This is a genomic window from Niallia sp. FSL W8-0951 (assembly GCF_038006525.1).
In the GTDB taxonomy this organism is placed as follows: Bacteria; Bacillota; Bacilli; order Bacillales; family Cytobacillaceae; genus Niallia; species Niallia circulans.
The window spans coordinates 867,749-887,567 of record NZ_JBBOVK010000001.1; the positions used below are offsets into that span (position 1 = coordinate 867,749).

General features: G+C 36.2%; 17 protein-coding genes. 16 read left to right on the forward strand and 1 reads right to left on the reverse strand.

The genetic code is table 11. From position 1 onward, the window contains the following. Window positions 1-200: 200 nt before the first annotated feature. The 3 genes from NSS71_RS03900 to NSS71_RS03910 are packed head-to-tail and all read left to right on the forward strand — an operon-like array spanning window position 201 to window position 3,750. Window positions 201-1,736 (forward strand): ABC transporter ATP-binding protein, encoded by a 1,536-nt coding sequence (locus NSS71_RS03900; protein WP_047940057.1) that lies wholly within the window; start codon window positions 201-203, stop codon window positions 1,734-1,736. Next, window positions 1,729-2,787 (forward strand): ABC transporter permease, encoded by a 1,059-nt coding sequence (locus NSS71_RS03905; protein WP_047940058.1) that lies wholly within the window; start codon window positions 1,729-1,731, stop codon window positions 2,785-2,787. Before NSS71_RS03900 ends, NSS71_RS03905 begins: the two co-directional genes overlap by 8 nt. Further along, a complete protein-coding gene (locus NSS71_RS03910; RefSeq protein WP_061796649.1) occupies window positions 2,788-3,750 on the forward strand; it encodes an ABC transporter permease in 963 nt (320 codons plus the stop codon). A 122-nt stretch (window positions 3,751-3,872) separates the two neighbouring features. Here NSS71_RS03910 and gpmA read toward each other — a convergent pair whose 3' ends face one another. Continuing rightward, window positions 3,873-4,664: a 2,3-diphosphoglycerate-dependent phosphoglycerate mutase gene (gene gpmA / locus NSS71_RS03915; protein ID WP_341151296.1), complete on the reverse strand. Its 792-nt coding sequence runs from the start codon at window positions 4,662-4,664 to the stop codon at window positions 3,873-3,875. 815 nt (window positions 4,665-5,479) lie between these two features. Here gpmA and yfmF point away from each other — a divergent pair. The 13 genes from yfmF (at window position 5,480) to NSS71_RS03980 (ending at window position 19,534) form a co-directional block, all read left to right on the forward strand. Further along, a complete protein-coding gene (gene yfmF, locus NSS71_RS03920) occupies window positions 5,480-6,760 on the forward strand; it encodes an EF-P 5-aminopentanol modification-associated protein YfmF (RefSeq protein WP_095319954.1) in 1,281 nt (426 codons plus the stop codon). Continuing rightward, entirely contained in the window at window positions 6,760-8,043 is a 1,284-nt protein-coding gene (yfmH, locus tag NSS71_RS03925; protein WP_341132402.1) for an EF-P 5-aminopentanol modification-associated protein YfmH, read from the forward strand. Before yfmF ends, yfmH begins: the two co-directional genes overlap by 1 nt. A gap of 83 nt (window positions 8,044-8,126) precedes the next feature. After that, complete coding sequence (gene ymfI, locus NSS71_RS03930) at window positions 8,127-8,849, forward strand: elongation factor P 5-aminopentanone reductase (RefSeq protein ID WP_095257534.1); 723 nt, start codon at window positions 8,127-8,129, stop codon at window positions 8,847-8,849. 94 nt (window positions 8,850-8,943) lie between these two features. Continuing rightward, complete coding sequence (locus tag NSS71_RS03935) at window positions 8,944-9,201, forward strand: DUF3243 domain-containing protein (protein WP_047940065.1); 258 nt, start codon at window positions 8,944-8,946, stop codon at window positions 9,199-9,201. Between the two features lie 440 nt (window positions 9,202-9,641). After that, window positions 9,642-10,433: a YmfK family protein gene (locus NSS71_RS03940; protein WP_047940066.1), complete on the forward strand. Its 792-nt coding sequence runs from the start codon at window positions 9,642-9,644 to the stop codon at window positions 10,431-10,433. A 20-nt stretch (window positions 10,434-10,453) separates the two neighbouring features. After that, on the forward strand, window positions 10,454-11,338 hold the full coding sequence (locus NSS71_RS03945) for a helix-turn-helix domain-containing protein (RefSeq protein WP_047940067.1): 885 nt from the start codon (window positions 10,454-10,456) through the stop codon (window positions 11,336-11,338). Between the two features lie 116 nt (window positions 11,339-11,454). After that, complete coding sequence (pgsA, locus tag NSS71_RS03950; protein ID WP_047940068.1) at window positions 11,455-12,033, forward strand: CDP-diacylglycerol--glycerol-3-phosphate 3-phosphatidyltransferase; 579 nt, start codon at window positions 11,455-11,457, stop codon at window positions 12,031-12,033. Window positions 12,034-12,134: 101 nt separating this feature from the next. Continuing rightward, complete coding sequence (locus tag NSS71_RS03955; RefSeq protein ID WP_095319956.1) at window positions 12,135-13,376, forward strand: competence/damage-inducible protein A; 1,242 nt, start codon at window positions 12,135-12,137, stop codon at window positions 13,374-13,376. A gap of 177 nt (window positions 13,377-13,553) precedes the next feature. Further along, window positions 13,554-14,597 carry a recombinase RecA gene (gene recA, locus NSS71_RS03960; protein WP_047940070.1) on the forward strand — a complete coding sequence of 348 codons (1,044 nt, stop codon included), beginning with the start codon at window positions 13,554-13,556 and terminating at the stop codon, window positions 14,595-14,597. A gap of 554 nt (window positions 14,598-15,151) precedes the next feature. Further along, a complete protein-coding gene (gene rny / locus NSS71_RS03965; protein ID WP_047940071.1) occupies window positions 15,152-16,720 on the forward strand; it encodes a ribonuclease Y in 1,569 nt (522 codons plus the stop codon). A 141-nt stretch (window positions 16,721-16,861) separates the two neighbouring features. Continuing rightward, entirely contained in the window at window positions 16,862-17,659 is a 798-nt protein-coding gene (locus NSS71_RS03970) for a TIGR00282 family metallophosphoesterase (RefSeq protein WP_047940072.1), read from the forward strand. A 185-nt stretch (window positions 17,660-17,844) separates the two neighbouring features. After that, window positions 17,845-18,105, forward strand: coding sequence for a stage V sporulation protein SpoVS (gene spoVS / locus NSS71_RS03975; protein ID WP_016201204.1), 261 nt, complete (start codon window positions 17,845-17,847; stop codon window positions 18,103-18,105). Between the two features lie 505 nt (window positions 18,106-18,610). Beyond that, window positions 18,611-19,534: a dipeptidase gene (locus NSS71_RS03980; RefSeq protein WP_095257531.1), complete on the forward strand. Its 924-nt coding sequence runs from the start codon at window positions 18,611-18,613 to the stop codon at window positions 19,532-19,534. Window positions 19,535-19,819 lie beyond the last annotated feature (285 nt).

Sequence of the window (19,819 nt, forward strand, 5' to 3'; positions counted from 1 at the left end):
CAAAAATAGAATTTTAACTAAAGAGTAGAAGTTTAATTCTAGTCTTTATTAAAAATTTTATATGTCGAAATTATCGTAATATAAAAATTACATAATTTCCTTTGTGGATTGTTTTAGAAAATAAAATTCTTTGACATCATACGTGTATTTTAAGCTTTATAACATTTATCTTGTAAGGTAAGTAAGAAGGAGTGGATTAGATGGAATATGTAATCGAGATGTTAAATATTCGTAAAGAATTCCCTGGTATTGTTGCAAACAACAATATTACCCTTCAAGTAAAAAAAGGTGAGATTCACGCACTTTTAGGGGAAAATGGTGCAGGAAAATCTACGCTAATGAATGTTCTTTTTGGTCTATATCAGCCAGAAAAAGGGGAAATTCGTGCGCGTGGGAAAGTCGTAAATATTTCTAATCCAAATATTGCGAATGATTTAGGAATCGGAATGGTTCATCAGCATTTTATGTTGATTGACACCTTTACGGTGACGGAAAATATTATTTTAGGAAAAGAAACAGTCAGCAAAGGAAAAATCGATTTAAAAAAAGCAGAAAGAGAAGTACAGGAAATTTCAGAGCGTTATGGATTGGCAGTTGATCCGAAAGCGAAGATTGCTAATATTTCTGTTGGAATGCAACAAAGAGTAGAAATCTTAAAAACGTTATATCGCGGAGCAGAAATTTTGATTTTTGATGAGCCGACAGCTGTTTTAACTCCGCAGGAAATTGCCGAATTAATTGGTATCTTCCGTAAGTTAATTCAAGAGGGCAAGTCCATTATCCTCATTACCCATAAATTAAAAGAAATTATGGAAGTATGTGACCGTGTTACGGTTATCAGAAAAGGGGAAGGCATTGGCACTTATAATGTAAAAGATACAAACCAAAATGAGCTTGCAAACTTAATGGTTGGCCGTGAAGTTTCCTTTAAAACAGAAAAAAAAGCACCAAATCCGAAAGAAACAGTATTAAAAATTTCTGATTTAACTGTAAAAGATAGTCGTGGTGTCCATGTAGTCAACTCTCTTAACCTAGATGTTAAAGCAGGTGAGATTGTGGGGATTGCTGGGGTAGATGGCAATGGTCAATCAGAGTTGATTGAGGCGATTACTGGCTTAATGAAGAAAAACAGTGGAAGTATTACCCTTAACGGCAAAGAAATCAGTGTACTTTCTCCACGGAAAATAACAGAAAGTGGGATTGGTCATATTCCGCAGGATCGACATAAACACGGTTTAGTACTTGACTTTTCGATTGGACAAAATATGGCTTTACAGACCTATTACAAAAGCCCATTTTCTAAATATGGCTTTTTAAATCAAGGTGAAATCGAGAAAAAAGCGAGCAAGTTAATTGAAGAATTTGATGTCCGTACACCAAGTATACACACACCAGCGAGAGCTCTCTCTGGGGGTAACCAGCAGAAGGCAATCATTGGTAGAGAAGTAGATCGTGACCCTGATTTGCTTATTGCTGCCCAGCCAACTAGGGGACTGGATGTAGGTGCAATTGAATTTATTCATCGACGATTAATCGAACAAAGAGATAAAGGAAAAGCGGTATTATTAATATCCTTTGAATTAGATGAAATTTTAAATGTCAGTGACCGCATTGCTGTTATTTTTGATGGAGAAATTATTGCAACAGTGGATCCAAAAACAACAACAGAACAAGAGCTAGGTTTATTAATGGCAGGATCGAAAGCTAAAAAAGTGGGTGTGGAGAATAATGTCTAATACAATAAAGAAAATTAGTATTCCAATTATTGCCGTATTGTTAGGGGTTATTGTTGGGACGATTATCATGTTTGCAACAGGTTATAATCCTGCGGATGCATATACAGCCCTTTGGAATGGAGCGTTTGGAGATATTTATTTCACTGGAGAAGTAGTGCGCCAAATCACTCCGTTGATTCTTGCAGGTCTTGCAGTTGCCTTCGCTTTTCGCACCGGATTATTCAATATTGGGGTTGAAGGGCAATTAATTGTTGGCTGGCTTGCTGCAGTTTGGGTAGGGATTTCCTTTGATTTACCAAAAATTATTCATTTACCACTTGCTGTATTAGCTGCTGCTGCTGCTGGTGCGCTGTGGGCATTTGTACCAGGCTTTTTAAAGGCACGATTTAGAGTTCATGAAGTTATCGTAAGTATTATGATGAACTATGTCGCATTACATGTATCCAACTATTTAATCCGAAACGTGCTTACAGATAAAGCAGACCGTACAGAAAATATTGCGCCAACTGCTAGTCTGCGTTCTGGGTTCTTAGAAAGCTTAACAGACTATTCCCGTATGCACTGGGGAATTTTAATTGCGGTTGGATGCGCTATACTTATGTGGATTATCTTAGAGAAAACAGTAAAAGGATATGAATTAAAGTCTGTTGGTTTTAATCAGAATGCCTCCCAATATGCTGGTATGAATGTTAACCGTAATATCATTCTTTCTATGGTCATTTCTGGTGCTTTTGCAGGTCTTGCAGGAGCAATGGAAGGTTTAGGAACATTTGAATATGTGAGTAATAAAGGTGGATTTACAGGGGTTGGATTTGATGGGATTGCCGTTGCTTTACTTGGAGCAAATGGCCCAGTCGGAATCTTGCTTGCTGCATGCTTGTTCGGTTTCTTAAAAGTAGGGGCGCTAAATATGCCGCTTGAAGCTGGAGTACCGAATGAGATGGTTGATATCATTATTGCTTTAATCGTTTTCTTTGTTGCTTCAAGCTATATGATTCGCTTATTCTTAGAACGATTGAGTAAAAATAAAAGTAAAAAGGGGGAGAAGTAAATGGGATTAATGGACGTATTATTAATTGTCATACCTTCTTCGCTATTGTTTGCTGCTCCACTAATTTTTACTGCGCTTGGCGGGAATTTTTCTGAAAGAGCAGGGGTAGTTAATATTGGACTAGAGGGTTTAATGGTAATGGGAGCTTTCTCCTCCATTGTTTTTAATTTAACATTTGCTGATAGTCTTGGCGCTTGGACACCATGGGTTTCTTTGCTTGTCGCAATGGTTGTCGGTGCTCTATTCTCGATACTTCATGCAGTGGCAAGTATTACATTCCGTGCCGACCAAACGGTTTCTGGTGTAGCGATTAATCTACTAGCAGCTGGTCTTGCTATGTTCTTAGTAAAATTAATCTATGATGGAAAGGGACAAACAGGTACCATTCGTTATAGCTTTAAGAAAATTGATATTCCGCTATTAAAGGACATCCCTGTGATTGGAGACTTATTTTTCTCTAATACATATTGGACTTCTTACTTAGCAATTGTTGTTGCTGTTATTGTTTGGTTCGTTATGTATAAAACGCCATTCGGCTTGCGTCTTCGTTCTGTTGGAGAGCATCCGATGGCTGCAGATACAATGGGCATTAACGTAACCAAAATGCGTTATATTGCGGTTATTCTTTCTGGTGCATTTGGTGGAATCGGCGGCGGCGTATTTGCCCAGTCGATTACAAATGATTTTACCCATGCGACCATTAGCGGACAAGGATTCATGGCACTTGCCGCCCTGATCTTCGGAAAATGGAATCCGCTTGGAGCAATGGGAGCTGCGATTTTCTTCGGTTTTGCTCAAAGCTTAAGTATTGTTGGAAGCAGCTTACCGTTCTTAGAAAACATCCCGAGCGTTTACTTGTTAATTGCACCATATGTATTAACTATTATTGCATTAACAGGCTTTATCGGTCGTGCAGATGCACCAAAAGCTTCTGGTGTTCCTTATATTAAAGGTAGCAGATAATCCTTTGGGAAAATAAAAAAGAGACTTCTAGTGATGTGCTCCCCAAAAGTTAGACGAACCAATTCTAACTTTTGGGGTGTTTTTTATTTAATCATTTCACTGACTAATTTTCATGACGTTTTTTATTCCTCATGTGTATTAATTGCCTTGGTTTTAATTTCTTTATCCAATAAAGCAATTGGAATATGTTTAGGAATCACATCTGCAGGAACTTCGCCGTTCATATCTAAATAATAATGGCGAATAGCTTTTAAGGAATTATCATCTAATTCATATACTAATGGAATGCTTGTTGGAATGTTTAAAGACGCAATTCCGTCAGGTGAAACGTTATCTAAATACTGAATAATAGCGCGAATTGTATTACCATGAGCTGCAATTATTACTTTTTTATTATTGTGTAGCATGGGTGCAATTTCTTGATCCCAGAAAGTTAGGACTCTTTTCTCCGTATCGGCAAGACTTTCTGTTAAAGGAAATTCGCCTTCTTCGAGCTGTTGATACCTTGGATCGTCGATATTGTAGCGGGGATCATCCTTATTTAAAGCTGGTGGTCTGATATCCATGGATCTTCTCCATTTTTGAACTTGGTCAAGCCCATATTGATCAGCTGTTTCTTTTTTATTTAATCCTTGCAAAGCACCATAATGCCGTTCATTTAATTTCCACGTTTTATGTATAGGAATCCACATACTATCCATTTCATCGAGAATAATCCATAATGTCCGAATAGCTCTTTTTAAATAGGATGTAAATGCAATATCAAATGTGTATCCGTTATGATTGAGAATAATTCCAGCTTCCCTTGCTTCTGTTAACCCTTTTTCTGATAGTTCAATATCTGTCCAACCAGTAAAGCGATTTTCCACATTCCAAAGACTTTCTCCATGGCGAATCAAAACAAGCTTTGGCATTGTGCATCTCTCCCTTTCTTCTTTTCTTTATTTTTTTCCTGTTTTCATGGAAATAATCGTCCTTTTAAAGGAAAAAGTATAATTTAGAATTATTTTCTTCGCTATTATTGAATAAACTTTTTTTGATTGATAATTGATTTAATTAATTTTTTATAAAGTTAGGAAAGCATATGAGCGTAAAAAATCTATTAATTTTTATTTAGTAGTATATTGCTTATCCTTGTAACCGGACTATTATGGAATGGACCAATTTATGGTAATGATGAAGTTCTATTAAGAAGGTTGATTAAGGAACTAATCTGAAATTTATTGATATTTTCGATACAGAAAAGACTAGAATCGCTGGTTTTACAAATGGAGAGGGCTAGGAGCTATTAAGTTTGAAAAACATTCCAAAGGGAACTATACCTAGCTTGGTAAGAGCTTTGATAGAGAGCTGAGTAAAGGAGTAACTAGCTACACGATTTCAATCGAGGGTGAACGAACACCACTCTTTCTTTTTATTATCAGATGGGGTGGGGCAAGTGTTCGTTCGATTGACTTAATCATTAATAATAAGTGGAAGGAGAGAAAAAAGGTATCTTTAGGCAATTTTTCAATGGGAACGTCGATGAAAGACTTTCAGAAATAGAGGCAAAATCCTATTATTATAAGTTTAAGCTATATGATAAAGAAGGAATAGAAATAAGCAAAGGAGAAAGATATAAGTTTAAAGGAAAATCATCCTAATCTAGACTTTATGAGAATAACCATATAAATAGAGTTAATACTAGTAAGTAGTGTATGATTAGTGTAAGTATATGAGGAGGTATGTTATGAGCATAGCAACGGAAAAAATTACAAAATATAGCGGCTTTCAATTACATACAGTCAAGACTGAAAAATTTAAAACGAATACGATTGTGGTGAAATGGCGGACCCCTATTACAAAAGAAAATTCCACACACAGGGCCCTTCTTCCTTATGTGATGCAAAATAGTACAAAGAAATATCCGACAACGGCAAAGCTTCGTTCCTTTATAGAAGAATTGTACGGAGCTACTTTTTTTATCGATCTTGCTAAAAAAGGGGAATACCACATTGTTTCTTTCTCCTTAGAAATTGCAAATGAAAAGTTTCTCTCAGACCCAGCTCCTTTATTAAAAAAAGGCTTGGAATTTTTATCTGAGGTAATCTTTCAGCCAAATGTATCAGAAAGTGGTTTTGACCAAAATGTTATAGAGAATGAAAAACGTGCATTAAAGCAAAGAATTCAATCCATCTATGACGATAAAATGCGATATTCGAATCAACGGGTAATTGATGTTATGTGTGAAAATGAGCCTTATGCATTAAGTGTGTACGGTGAAAAGGATGAGGTTGACAGCATTACCCCACAATCCCTTTACGCCTATTATATAAAAGCGTTAGCAGAGGATCAGATTGATTTGTATATGGTCGGCGATATTAAAGAAGAAGAGATAGGAGCATATATTGAGGATTTATTTCCATTTAAAGAAAGAACTGCACAATCAATTGATCGTAGAAAAACGTATGAAACTAGGGAAGTAAAAGAGGTTCGTGAAGTTCAAGATATTAAACAAGGAAAACTAAATATGGGATTCCGCACAAATATAGTTTATGGAGATCCTGAATATTTTGCCCTTCAAGTACTTAATGGTATTTATGGCGGGTTCTCGCATTCTAAGCTATTTATTAATGTCAGGGAAAAAGAAAGTCTTGCCTATTATGCAGCAAGTCGTTTAGAAAGTCATAAAGGATTGCTTTTAGTAATGTCAGGAATAGATAATAACAATTATGATAAGGCAGTAAAGATTATTAAGGAACAAATGGAGTTAATGAAAAAAGGCGAATTTTCCGATCAAGAAATAATGCAGACAAAAGCGGTGATTCATAATCAAATGCTGGAAACATTGGATACTTCCCGTGGCATGATTGAATTGTTCTACCATAATAGCGTAAGTGATAATTATGTAGAGATGGGTGATTGGCTTCAATATATGAGTAAAGTTTCCAGAGAGGAAATCATTGCTGCCGCTAAAAAGATCGAACTAGACACCATTTATTTCTTAACGGGATCGGAGGGAAATGCATAATGGAAAAAATAGAATTTGCTCAATTGCAAGAAGAGCTATATTATGAAAAATTAGCAAATGGCTTAAAGGTATATATTTTGCCGAAAAAAGGGTTTAATAAGACGTTTTGTACATTCACAACAAACTATGGTTCTGTAGATAACACATTTATTCCTCTTGAGGGATCCGAATTCACTCAAGTTCCTGATGGAATTGCTCATTTCTTAGAGCATAAGCTTTTTGAAAAAGAAGATGGTGACGTTTTTCAAGATTTTAGTAAACAGGGGGCAAGTGCTAACGCTTTTACGTCTTTTACAAGAACAGCCTATTTGTTTTCTAGTACCTCTAATGTAGCGAATAATCTGGAAACGCTTATTAATTTTGTACAGGAGCCATACTTTACGGAGAAAACGGTAGAAAAAGAAAAAGGAATTATCGGACAAGAAATTTCGATGTATGATGATAATCCAGATTGGCGCCTTTACTTTGGATTAATTGAAAATATGTATGTCCATCATCCTGTGAAAATTGATATTGCTGGAACGATTGAATCCATCTCACATATCACAAAAGATATGTTGTATGAGTGCTATAATACGTTCTACCACCCAAGCAATATGCTTCTTTTCATTGTAGGACCTGTTGATCCAGAGGAATATATGGCTCAGATAAGAGAAAATCAAAGTAAAAAAGACTATACAAATCATAGTGAAATTCAACGTAAATTTAAAGAAGAGCCTGCACATGTTAATAAGGACAAGCAAGTTTTAAAAATGAACGTCCACACTTCTAAATGTCTTGTTGGGATAAAAGGAATCAATGTAGAGCAGTCCGGAAAAGAAATGATGAAACAAGAGTGGAGCATCAATTTATTATTAGATTTCCTATTTAGTGAAAGCTCTGAAAACTACCAAAATCTTTTCCAAGAAGGCTTAATTGATGATACTTTTTCTTATGATTACACACAGGAGCACGGATTTGGATTTGCGATGATTGGTGGGGATACGAGTGATCCTGATCGGTTAGAAGCTGCAATTAAAGAAATTTTAATGAAAGCTAAAACAATGGATTTCGCCAGCGAGACGTTAGAAAGAACGAAGAAAAAGAAAATTGGCGCTTTCTTACGTGCGATTAATTCACCAGAATATATCGCTAACCAATTTACACGCTATGCTTTCAATGAAATGAATTTATTTGATGTGGTGCCTGCTGTCGAAGAAATAACAGTAGAGGATATAAAAAATGCGGCTAATAAATTTTTAGCAGAAGAAAGACTAACATCTTGCCAAGTAGTGCCGAAATAATGATGGCAGACACAAAGAAATTTATTTCTTTGTGTCTGTTGCTGTTTAGATTTATAGGTAAAAGTATATGGAGTGAGAAAAAAATGGGGAAATGGATTTTAATTACCGGTGCATCTGGTGGGATTGGACAAGCAATTGCAAAACAATTAGCAAAAGAAGGCTATTCTCTTTACTTACATTATCATCAAAATGAAAAAGCAATAAAGGAATTATTAGAAGTTCTAGCAGTGAATGGCGGAGAATACTTACCTATACAAGCAGATTTACAACAAGAAAATGACTATCAAAAAATTCTCGAAAGTATTTTCACAATAGATGGAATCGTTCACGCAAGTGGTATAAGTACATATGGTTTATTGACGGATTTGGAAGAAGGGGAAATGAAAGCCCTATGGAATATCCATGTTCATTCATTAATGTGTATAACAAAAGCATTATTACCGAAAATGCTTTCTAGACAATATGGTAATATTATCGTGATCACCAGTATATGGGGCCAAGTAGGAGCAGCAATGGAAGTTGCTTATTCAACTGTAAAGGGTGCCCAAATTAGCTTTGTGAAGGCATTAAGTAAAGAGGTTGCCTTTAATGGTATTCGAGTGAATGCAGTAGCTCCTGGCGCTATTGAAACGAACATGCTTCAATCTTTTTCGCCTGAAGAAATGCAGTTGATGGCAGAGGAAATCCCGATGGGGAGATTAGGAAGTCCGCAAGAAGTAGCAGAAAGCGTAGCCTTTCTATTATCGGAAAAATCTTCTTATATGACAGGACAAGTCCTTTCACTTAATGGGGGATGGCATGTATAGATAGCTTTTCCAAAAGATTTTCATGCATATTATTTCATCGAACAAACCAAAATAATGATGTAATTCACTTAAGCAATGGAAGGAGTAATTCATGATGTCTATTTTAGAAAATTGGGATCAATGGAAAGACTTTTTAGCAGATCGTCTTCATCATGCTGAAAATGAGGGAATGAATCAGGAAGCAATAGGAGATCTTGCTTTTCAAATTGGAGATTATCTGTCTAATCAAGTTCAACCTAAGAATGAACAAGAAAAGATTTTATCCGATTTATGGTCAGTTGCAGATGAAAAAGAACAGCATGCGATTGCAAATATGATGGTAAAATTAGTGCATAATAACGGAACAAAATAATTATTAGTGGCAATCATAGAAGCTCGATAAATAGAAAAGCTATTTATCGAGCTTCTTTCTTTTGTTATGTAAAAATATTCCAATCAAGATGATATGCTTAATAGATGGGAATCCTGTCTGACCAAAAGCAAGAAAGCAAAATAGAAAAGGAAATAGGGAGAAAAGCTCCTCTATTAAAAAGGTATATCTCCACACTGTTCATTTAAATAAAGGAAGAAACAAATAGAAGCAATTGCCTGCAAATAAATCAAGTAACAATAGCAGAAACCAATGATTTTAGATAAAAAAGAATACCTTATTTTAATAGAATGCACCCTTACTATAAAAAGTCCATCTTTTTTTCTATTTTGACCCCTTTTTTCTTGATTATTTATACTATTGCTATATGATAGAAGTTAAAAGACTAGAAAATTTCACTTGCTAGTTGTAGGAGGATTTTTTTGGAACAGAAGGAATGGTATCTAGAATACGAAATTCAAAAAAACCGACCTGGCCTACTAGGGGAGATTTCCTCATTACTAGGGATGCTTTCAATCAATATTATCACCATTAATGGGGTAGACGATGGACGGCGTGGCTTATTAATGTTAGCCAAAAATAAGGAACAAATAAAAAGGTTAGAATCTATTCTCTATACAATGGACACAATAAAAGTAATCAAGCTTAGAGAACCTTCTTTAAGAGATAAACTTGCAGTTAGACATGGTCGTTATATTCAGAGAGATGCAGATGACAAAAAAACATTTCGCTTTGTTCGTTATGAGCTAGGATTGTTAGTAGATTTTATGGCCGAATTATTTAAGACAGAAGGCCATAAATTAATAGGTATTAGAGGGATGCCGCGGGTAGGTAAAACGGAGTCCATAGTAGCTGCAAGCGTTTGTGCAAATAAGAGGTGGCTTTTAGTAAGTTCTACTTTGCTAAAGCAGACTATCCGCCATTCCTTAATGCAGGGAGAATATAATGAAAACAATTTATTTATCATTGATGGAATTGTTTCTTCTAAACAGATTAATGAGCGACATTGGGCGGTTGTTCGAGAAGTGATGCGCCTGCCATGTATAAAAGTAGTAGAACATCCTGATGCCTTTGTACATAATACAGAATACACTTTAGATGATTTTGATTATATTATTGAGCTAAGACATGAGCCAGGCGAGGAGATTCTTTATGATGTTCATAAAAAAAATACTCTTGCCTTAGAAAGTGAATTCGAGGGTTTTGATTTTTAGTAGTTGGAAGGTGTTATCTTGTGAGTGAATTAGGAAATCGATTAAAAGAAGCTAGAGAAGCTAAAGGACTAACGTTAGAAGAATTACAAGAGATTACCAAAATTCAAGTCCGTTATTTAGTTGGCATTGAAGAAGGTAACTATAGTATGATGCCAGGTAAATTTTATACACGGGCATTTATCAAACAATATGCAGAAGCAGTAGATTTGGTTCCAGAAGAAATATTTGAAGAGTATAAAGCCGAGGTACCAACAACGGTAAATGATGAGTTACCGCAAAATTTATCGAGAGTAAATTCAAGAAGCGCAATAGACGGAGCCACTTCTAAAGTATTTGATATCTTGCCAACTATTCTTATTGCTATTCTTGTATTGGCTGTTGCTTTCCTGGTTTGGTATTTTGTGTATGCAAAAGATTCAAATCCAGAAAAACAGTCTAGTAGTGATACGGAACCGAATTCTGTTTATATGAAATCAGATGCATTAAATAAAAAGGAAAAAGAAAAAGCAATTGATGAGGATGCTAATAAAGAGGAAGAACAAGTAGTTGAAGAAGAAGAGAAGAAAGTAGAAGAAGAGGCACCAAAACAAGAGATTACCAAAAAAGAAACAGCGGGAAGAACGACAACATATGAAGTGAAAAATGCTGAGAAGTTTGTTGTTAAGCTTGTAGCAACTGGAAAAGTTTGGGTTGATATCCAAAATGGCAAAAACTATTCTTTTTTCCAAGGTATCCTTGAAAAGGGTGGAGCTGAATCACACGAAGAGGATTTATCAAAAGAGACAGAAGCACGTATTGTAATTGGAAATAGTCAAGTTGATGTTTTTGTCAATGATGAAAAATTAGAGCTTGGTGATTCATCCTCTAGACAAGATCTTGTTATTAAAAATATAAAAGAAGAATAGTCATCGATTCGATGACTATTTTTCGCTATTATATCGTAATTAGGTTATAATACTAATGTTTTTAATTTATTTTTAATGAAAGTGACGATTAACGTCATGGTAATGGAGGATGTAAGATGAATTTGCCAAATAAGATTACCGTAGCAAGAATTTTATTAATTCCCGTCTTTCTAGTCATCATGCTAGTGGACTTTCAATGGGGAGAACTAACATTTTTAGGTGTTACCTTACCGATGACACATTTTATCGGAGCCTTGATTTTTATTCTAGCATCGACAACGGATTGGATTGATGGACACTTTGCGAGAAAGTATAATCTAGTAACCGATTTAGGGAAGTTTTTAGATCCTTTAGCAGATAAATTATTAGTTTCGTCTGCATTAATTGTTTTAGTAGGATTGCAGATGGCACCTGCATGGATTACGATTGTTATTATCAGCAGAGAATTCGCAGTAACCGGTTTACGTTTAATATTAGCTGGCGGCGGAGAGGTAGTCGCAGCAAATATGCTTGGGAAAATTAAAACTTGGGCTCAAATAGTTGCGATTTCAGCCCTTTTACTACATAATATGATTTTTGAACTTGTCTCACTGCCGTTTGATAAGCTTGCACTATGGGTTGCTTTGATCTTTACAATTTGGTCTGGCTGGGATTATTTTGCAAAAAACAAACAGGCTTTTGTTTCATCCAAATAAAATAGAGGAATAAAAATAAGGACATCTATTTATGACAAGCGAATATTGCTTTATAAAGAGACGTCCTTTCTTTATGAACAGACAAAAAGGGGGAGCACTACATGAATGCAGAGATTATTGCTGTTGGCTCAGAATTATTACTTGGACAAATTGCTAATACAAATGCTCAATTTATATCCAAGCATTTAGCCGACTTAGGAGTAAATGTTTATTATCATACAGTAGTTGGAGATAATGCAGCTCGTTTAGAGGAAGCGATAAAAATCGCTGAAAATCGAGCGCAATTGCTTATTTTCTCCGGCGGACTAGGTCCAACAAAGGATGATTTAACGAAAGAAACGATTGCCAAGCATCTAGGGAAAGAGTTGGTTTTTGATAAAACAGCTTTAGCTTCCATTGAAGACTATTTTGTCAAAACAAAACGCACTATGACGGAAAACAATAAAAAACAAGCATTGGTGTTAGAGGGAAGCGACGTTCTTCCAAATGACCATGGGATGGCACCGGGGATGTTTTTAAAAAAAGACAATCGCTTTTATATGCTTTTACCAGGACCACCGAAAGAAATTCAGCCAATGTTTGTCAAATATGGATTTCCAGCTATACAAAAGCAAATGACAAGCAAAGATGTCATCGTTTCGCGCGTGCTTCGCTTCTTCGGCATTGGAGAATCGCTGCTGGAAACAAAAATAGAAGACTTAATTGATGCCCAGACTAATCCGACTATTGCCCCGCTCGCAGGAGATGGAGAGGTAACATTACGTATCACATGTAAACATGATTCTGTAGAAGAAGCAGATAAATTGATTGCCAAAACAGAAGAAGAAATATTCGCACGCGTAGGAGAATTTTTCTATGGATATGAGGACACTACATTAATGAATGAGCTTTCCCATATTTTATTAAAGAAAAATTTAACAGTAGCAGCAGCAGAGAGTCTGACAGGAGGACTGTTTCAGCAGGAGATAACAGGAATTCCAGGTGCTGGGAATATTTTTAAAGGGGGAATTGTTTGCTATACAAATGAAGTAAAGCATCAAATCCTGCAAGTAAAAGAGTCGACGATTAAAGAACATGGTGTGGTAAGCGAGCAATGTGCGAAAGAGCTTGCAGAGAATGTGGCACGTTTATTAAATGCCGAAATTGGGATAAGCTTCACAGGTGTTGCAGGCCCAAATGAATTAGAAGGAAACCCAGTAGGTACCGTTTATATTGGAATTGCTAAAAGCGGGGAGCCGACAAAAGTAGAGAAGTTAGCATTAAGTGGAACAAGAGCAGGTAATCGAGTTCGAAGTGTGAGATACGGTCAATATTTCTTATTGAAAATGTTAGAAGATAAATAGTAGGGTGTCTTTTACTTAAAAGCTTCCTTTCAGCTGGAAAATAAAAAAAACGAATGAATGTTCGATTTTTTACTGTACAAATGAAAGGAAAAAAGGTATATTAAGTATATAATCTTTTAAACAACGAATGAATCATGATTAGTGAGATTCATTTTTTATATAAGGAGGAGAACGTATTTGAGTGATCGTCAAGCTGCATTAGAAATGGCGTTAAAACAAATAGAAAAGCAATTTGGTAAAGGTAGTATTATGAAGCTGGGAGAGCAAGCAGATAGAGTCATTTCTACTAGTCCAAGTGGATCTTTAGCTTTAGATGCAGCCCTAGGTGTTGGTGGATATCCAAGAGGTCGTATTGTGGAAATTTATGGTCCTGAAAGTTCAGGTAAAACAACAGTAGCGCTACATGCTATTGCTGAGGTTCAGGCAAATGGCGGACAAGCAGCATTTATTGATGCAGAGCATGCATTGGATCCAGTTTATGCACAAAAGCTTGGCGTTAATATTGATGAATTATTACTTTCTCAACCAGATACCGGAGAACAAGCATTAGAAATCGCGGAGGCCTTAGTACGAAGCGGGGCAGTGGATATTTTAGTTATTGACTCTGTAGCAGCACTTGTACCAAAAGCAGAAATTGAAGGCGAAATGGGAGATTCTCACGTTGGACTTCAAGCACGTTTAATGTCACAGGCGCTTCGTAAGTTATCTGGGGCTATTAATAAATCCAAAACAATTGCTATTTTCATTAACCAAATTCGTGAAAAAGTTGGAGTAATGTTCGGAAATCCTGAAACAACTCCTGGTGGTCGTGCGCTAAAATTCTATTCATCTGTCCGACTAGAAGTTCGTCGTGCTGAAACGTTAAAACAAGGAACAGATATGGTAGGAAACAAAACAAAAATCAAAGTGGTAAAAAATAAAGTAGCACCACCTTTCAAAGTAGCGGAAGTTGATATCATGTATGGAGAAGGTATCTCTAAAGAAGGAGAAATTATTGACCTTGGTTCAGAACTTGATATTGTTCAAAAAAGTGGAGCTTGGTATTCTTACAATGACGAAAGATTAGGCCAAGGCCGTGAAAATGCGAAGCAATTCTTAAAAGAAAATCCAGAAATGCGCTTAGAGATTCAAAAGAAAATTCGTGATCATTATGGGCTGGATAAAGAAGTAACATTACAGCCTGATAATGACGACCAAGAACAATTCGAATTAATCGATTAATCATTAAGAAAAGATGGGAGACGGTTTTTCCGTTTGCCATCTTTTTTGTTACTATTCTATAAAAGTATATGTTTCGATACCATTCGTGTGCTTGAAGCTAACTAATCCAAAAACACGCAATTATTGGCCATCTTGTAAGCTGAAAAGTAAAAAAAACTCTGTAATCGACTTAGGCATTTTAAAAGAGGCTGTGGGATATAGGTCTCCACAGGTTTAATAAGCTTAGTTTCTGACTATAATACGGATGATAGGTTAGATTTAGCTTTAAATAAGGTGAAATTCATACATATATAGGAAGTAAAGAGCAATTGTTAGAGGAAAATGATAACGAGATAGCCAATGAGAATTAGGTTAATCCTACTAGTTCAAAGTCTTGACAATAAATTGGTACAACTATACAATTGAATTGTATATTTTACATTTTTATAAGTATGAAAACCTAGAAAACATTTTTATAAGACTAGGGAAAATTTCGATTGAAAAAAGGAACATTTTAAGCCAATACTTTTAAAATCGTAACAAACACAATTTGATAGCAAGAGGAGGTGAAAATGATGGATTTAATAAAAATCATCTCCATTTTGCTTATTCTAATCGTTATTGCCGTTGTTGGCTTTGTTGTATATTTTATTCGAAAGTCCAATGCTAATGCAAAAATTAGCAATGCAACGTTGACTGCTGAACAAATTATGGAGAATGCAAAGCGTGAAGCAGACGCATTGAAAAAAGAAGCTTTGTTAGAAGCAAAGGATGAGATTCACAAGCTTCGTAGTGAAGCAGAACTAGAAGTTCGTGATCGAAGAAATGAACTACAAAAACAAGAAAATCGTTTATTGCAAAAAGAGGAAAATCTTGATCGCAAGGGAGAAGCGTTAGATAAACGTGAATCAGTGTTAGAAAAGAGGGACGATTCTCTTAATAAAAGACAACAGCATATGGAAGAGATGGAAAGCAAAGTGGACGAGATGGTTCGCAAGCAGCAAACAGAACTAGAGCGCATTTCTGGATTAACCCGAGAAGAGGCGAAGTCCATCATTTTAGAGCGTACAGAGCAAGAAGTTGCTCATGATATTGCGATAATGATTAAAGAAAGTGACACTAGAGCGAAAGAAGAAGCAGATAAAAAGGCTAAAGAAATTTTGTCACTTGCAATCCAACGTTGTGCAGCTGATCATGTTGCAGAAACTACAGTTTCCGTTGTTAACCTTCCAAATGATGAAATGAAAGGGCGAATTATCGGCCGTGAAGGACGAAATATTCGAACGCTTGAAACATTAACAGGAATTGACTTAATTATTGATGATACGCCAGAAGCAGTAATTTTATCTGGTTTTGATCCAATAAGACGTGAAACTGCTAGACTTGCGTTAGATAAGCTCGTCCAAGATGGACGTATTCATCCAGCTCGTATTGAAGAAATGGTTGATAAAGCTCGCCGAGAAGTGGATGAACATATTCGTGAGATCGGAGAACAAACTACGTTTGAGGTCGGAGTTCATGGATTACATCCAGATTTAATTAAAATTCTCGGCCGTCTAAAATTCCGTACAAGCTATGGACAAAATGTATTAAAGCACAGTATGGAAGTGGCACAATTATCAGGAATTTTAGCTGCTGAACTTGGTGAGGATCAAACTCTTGCCCGCAGAGCTGGCTTACTTCATGATATAGGGAAAGCAATTGATCATGAAGTAGAAGGAAGCCATGTGGAAATTGGTGTCGAACTTGCTACCAAGTATAAAGAACATCCAGTTGTGATCAATAGTATCGCATCCCATCATGGTGATACGGAACCAACTTCAATTATCGCTGTACTAGTAGCTGCTGCTGACGCACTTTCAGCTGCAAGACCAGGAGCGCGAAGAGAAACATTAGAAAACTATATTCGCCGACTTGAGAAGCTTGAAGAAATTTCAGAGTCTTATGATGGAGTAGAGAAATCATTCGCTATTCAAGCAGGTCGTGAGATTCGAATCATGGTGAAACCTGATCTTGTGGATGATTTAGAATCCCATCGATTAGCACGTGATATTCGTAAGAAAATCGAAGAGGAATTAGATTATCCAGGTCATATCAAAGTAACCGTCATTCGTGAAACAAGAGCGGTTGAATATGCAAAATAAAAACGGTGCGTTTGCACCGTTTTTTTTATTGCTTGGCAACATTATTTTCAAAAAGCTTTTAGAAGGAAAATCGAGTTAGGAACGCAAGCAATAATATGTTACACTGTTACATAGTGAAGATTAGAAAGTAGGAAAAAAGACATGCATATTTTATTTATTGGGGATGTCGTAGGCTCTATGGGCCGAGATATGATTAAAGAGTACGTACCAAAGCTGAAGGAGAAATACCGTCCTCAGATGACGATTATAAATGGCGAAAATGCTGCTGGCGGAAAAGGAATCACCGAGAAAATCTATCGAAGCTTTCTGGAAATTGGTGCTCAAGCAATAACAATGGGAAACCATACATGGGATAACCGTGAAATATTTGAATTCATCGATCAGGCAAAATATTTAGTACGACCTGCCAATTTTCCCGAAAATAATCCAGGAAAAGGCATGGTATTTGTTAAAATTAATGATATTGAAGTAGCTGTTATCAATTTACAAGGCCGAACATTTATGAATCCGAGTGATGATCCATTTATCGTGATTGATGGCTTAGTTGAGGAAGCAAAAAAACGCACCGATATTATTTTTGTTGATTTCCACGGAGAGGCGACAAGTGAAAAGCAAGCAATGGGATGGTATTTAGATGGGAAAGTAACAGCCGTTGTGGGAACACATACACATGTGCAAACTGCAGATAACCGTATTCTTCCAAATGGAACTGCCTTTATGGCAGATGTTGGGATGACAGGACCATATGACGCGATTCTTGGGATGCAGAAGGAATTAGTATTGAATCGTTTCTTAACCAATTTGCCAACACGCTTCGAGCCGCCGAAGAGTGGGAGAGCACAATTAAGCGGCTGTCTAATCGAAGTAGATAAAAAGACTGGGAAAGCAAAGAAAATAGAACGTATATTGATCAATGATGATCATCCATTTTTCTCGTAATAAATGGATGATGATTAGGAGAACTAGCTCTTCTTGTATTAACAAATATTTTCTAATTTTTTATGTCCAAGCTGGAATATGTGTATGAAACTTGGAATATAGTAACATTGGAATGATATATATCCTGATATGTTCATTATTACTTAATGTAACATGCGGGGGGGTTAAACAAGGAGGAGCTAGAAATGGAGATATTAAAGGTTTCAGCAAAGTCTAGTCCCAATTCTGTAGCTGGTGCGCTTGCAGGTGTTCTACGTGAAAGAGGTGGAGCAGAAATCCAAGCTATTGGTGCAGGTGCATTAAATCAAGCGGTTAAAGCAGTTGCTATCGCAAGAGGGTTTGTAGCACCTAGCGGAGTGGATTTAATCTGTATCCCTGCCTTCACTGATATCGTCATTGACGGTGAGGAACGAACAGCCATCAAGCTCATTGTGGAGCCTAGATAAAGAGAAAACAAGATTTGATAAAAAGTAGAAAAGCATGTAATTACATGCTTTTCCATTTATTCTGATCTTAATGGACAGTAAGAGGAAAGCGGCAGAACTTGCAGAACTTCTTGATATTCGCAGAAGCAGGTTTGAAGTCAGCTGTCTATTTAGTACTGAATGATTAACTATGATGAGTTGGAGAAGAAAAAATCTTCTCTGATCATAGTTTCGCTGTAACCCTTCTCTGATTGGTATGCTTGTTTGTGTTCTCTGATCTTTTTGGACCTGAATAGAGCAACCTTCAAAAAGGAAGGGGGATGTCTCCTCAATACGGTTTAGGCCCCGCAGTAAGGATTAAGTTGAAGAATAAACTTTTTCCTAAGCTATTACTTGAAACTGTGGAGAGTAAACCAAATGAGTGAGGCATCCTTTTTTTATAACTATAGTCAATTGATATCTTGAGGGATAGGAATAGCCATCAAGATTTACATAAAAAGAACATCTTTGTATGGGAGTGAATGGTTTGAATTACTTTGATGGACATTGTGACGTATTATTTAAAATGTTTATGGATAAAACAATAAATTTTCAGAATAGTAACAAACTTCATGTGACGAAGAGAGATTTACAAAAAGGGGGAGCAAAAATTCAATGCTTTGCTATTTATGTTCCAGAATCTGTCCATCCTGATATGCGGTTTGAAGCAGCTTTATCGATGACAAATATCTTTTATGAAAAAATCTTACAGCCGAATTCAGATTTAAAATTTATACGCTCACAAAAAGATATAAATGAATTAAAAGATGGAGAAATTGGTGCACTCCTAACATTGGAAGGCTGTGATGCAATTGGAGGAGATCTGCTAAAATTAAAAACATTGCTTCGATTAGGTGTTTCAGCAGTAGGGCTTACTTGGAACTATGCGAATGCTGTTGCGGATGGAGCACTAGAACCCAGAGGTGCAGGTTTATCTTTATTCGGGAGAGAAACAGTGAAGCTTTTGAATAAACAATCGATTTGGGTAGATGTTTCCCATTTATCGGAAAATGCTTTCTGGGATATTATGGAGCATGCTGATCATCCATATGCATCACATTCGAATACATATAATCTTTGTCCACATCCTCGTAATTTACGTGACGATCAAATTAAAGCAATGGTAGAAGCAGACAGTGTAATCGGAATTACTTTTGTACCGCAGTTTTTAAGTGGAACAAATTCAGCCACTATTACAGATATTCTGCGCCATCTTGATTATATTTGTTCGCTTGGAGGAGAGGATCATGTCGGTTTTGGTTCCGATTTCGATGGAATCGACCAAACGGTAAAAGGTCTAGCCTCTACTGCTGATTATCCTAATCTAATAAATGAGCTAACAAGATATTATACAAGTACGCAAGTAGAAAAATTCTTATATACGAATATGGCAAAAAGGTTTCCGAAATAAAGGAAATCATCAGCTTCTTTTTGAGGAGGAGGGTGAAAGTCTCTTTCTAGTTAAACAATAAGAAAATAGTAGAATGATATCTTTAAAACGTTGCTATTGTTTTCAAAAGATGAAAGGCTTATACTAGAATAATGAAAATATGTCTATAAAGAATAGTACATATGAAACAGCAGCTATTATATGGATGGATGTTTTTCTTGTCTAAGCAGCTTTAATCAATTCACTCTGATGGGTGGAGAGAAGGAAACACCAATCAATAAGAAGCCTAAACATGTATTTTAACAA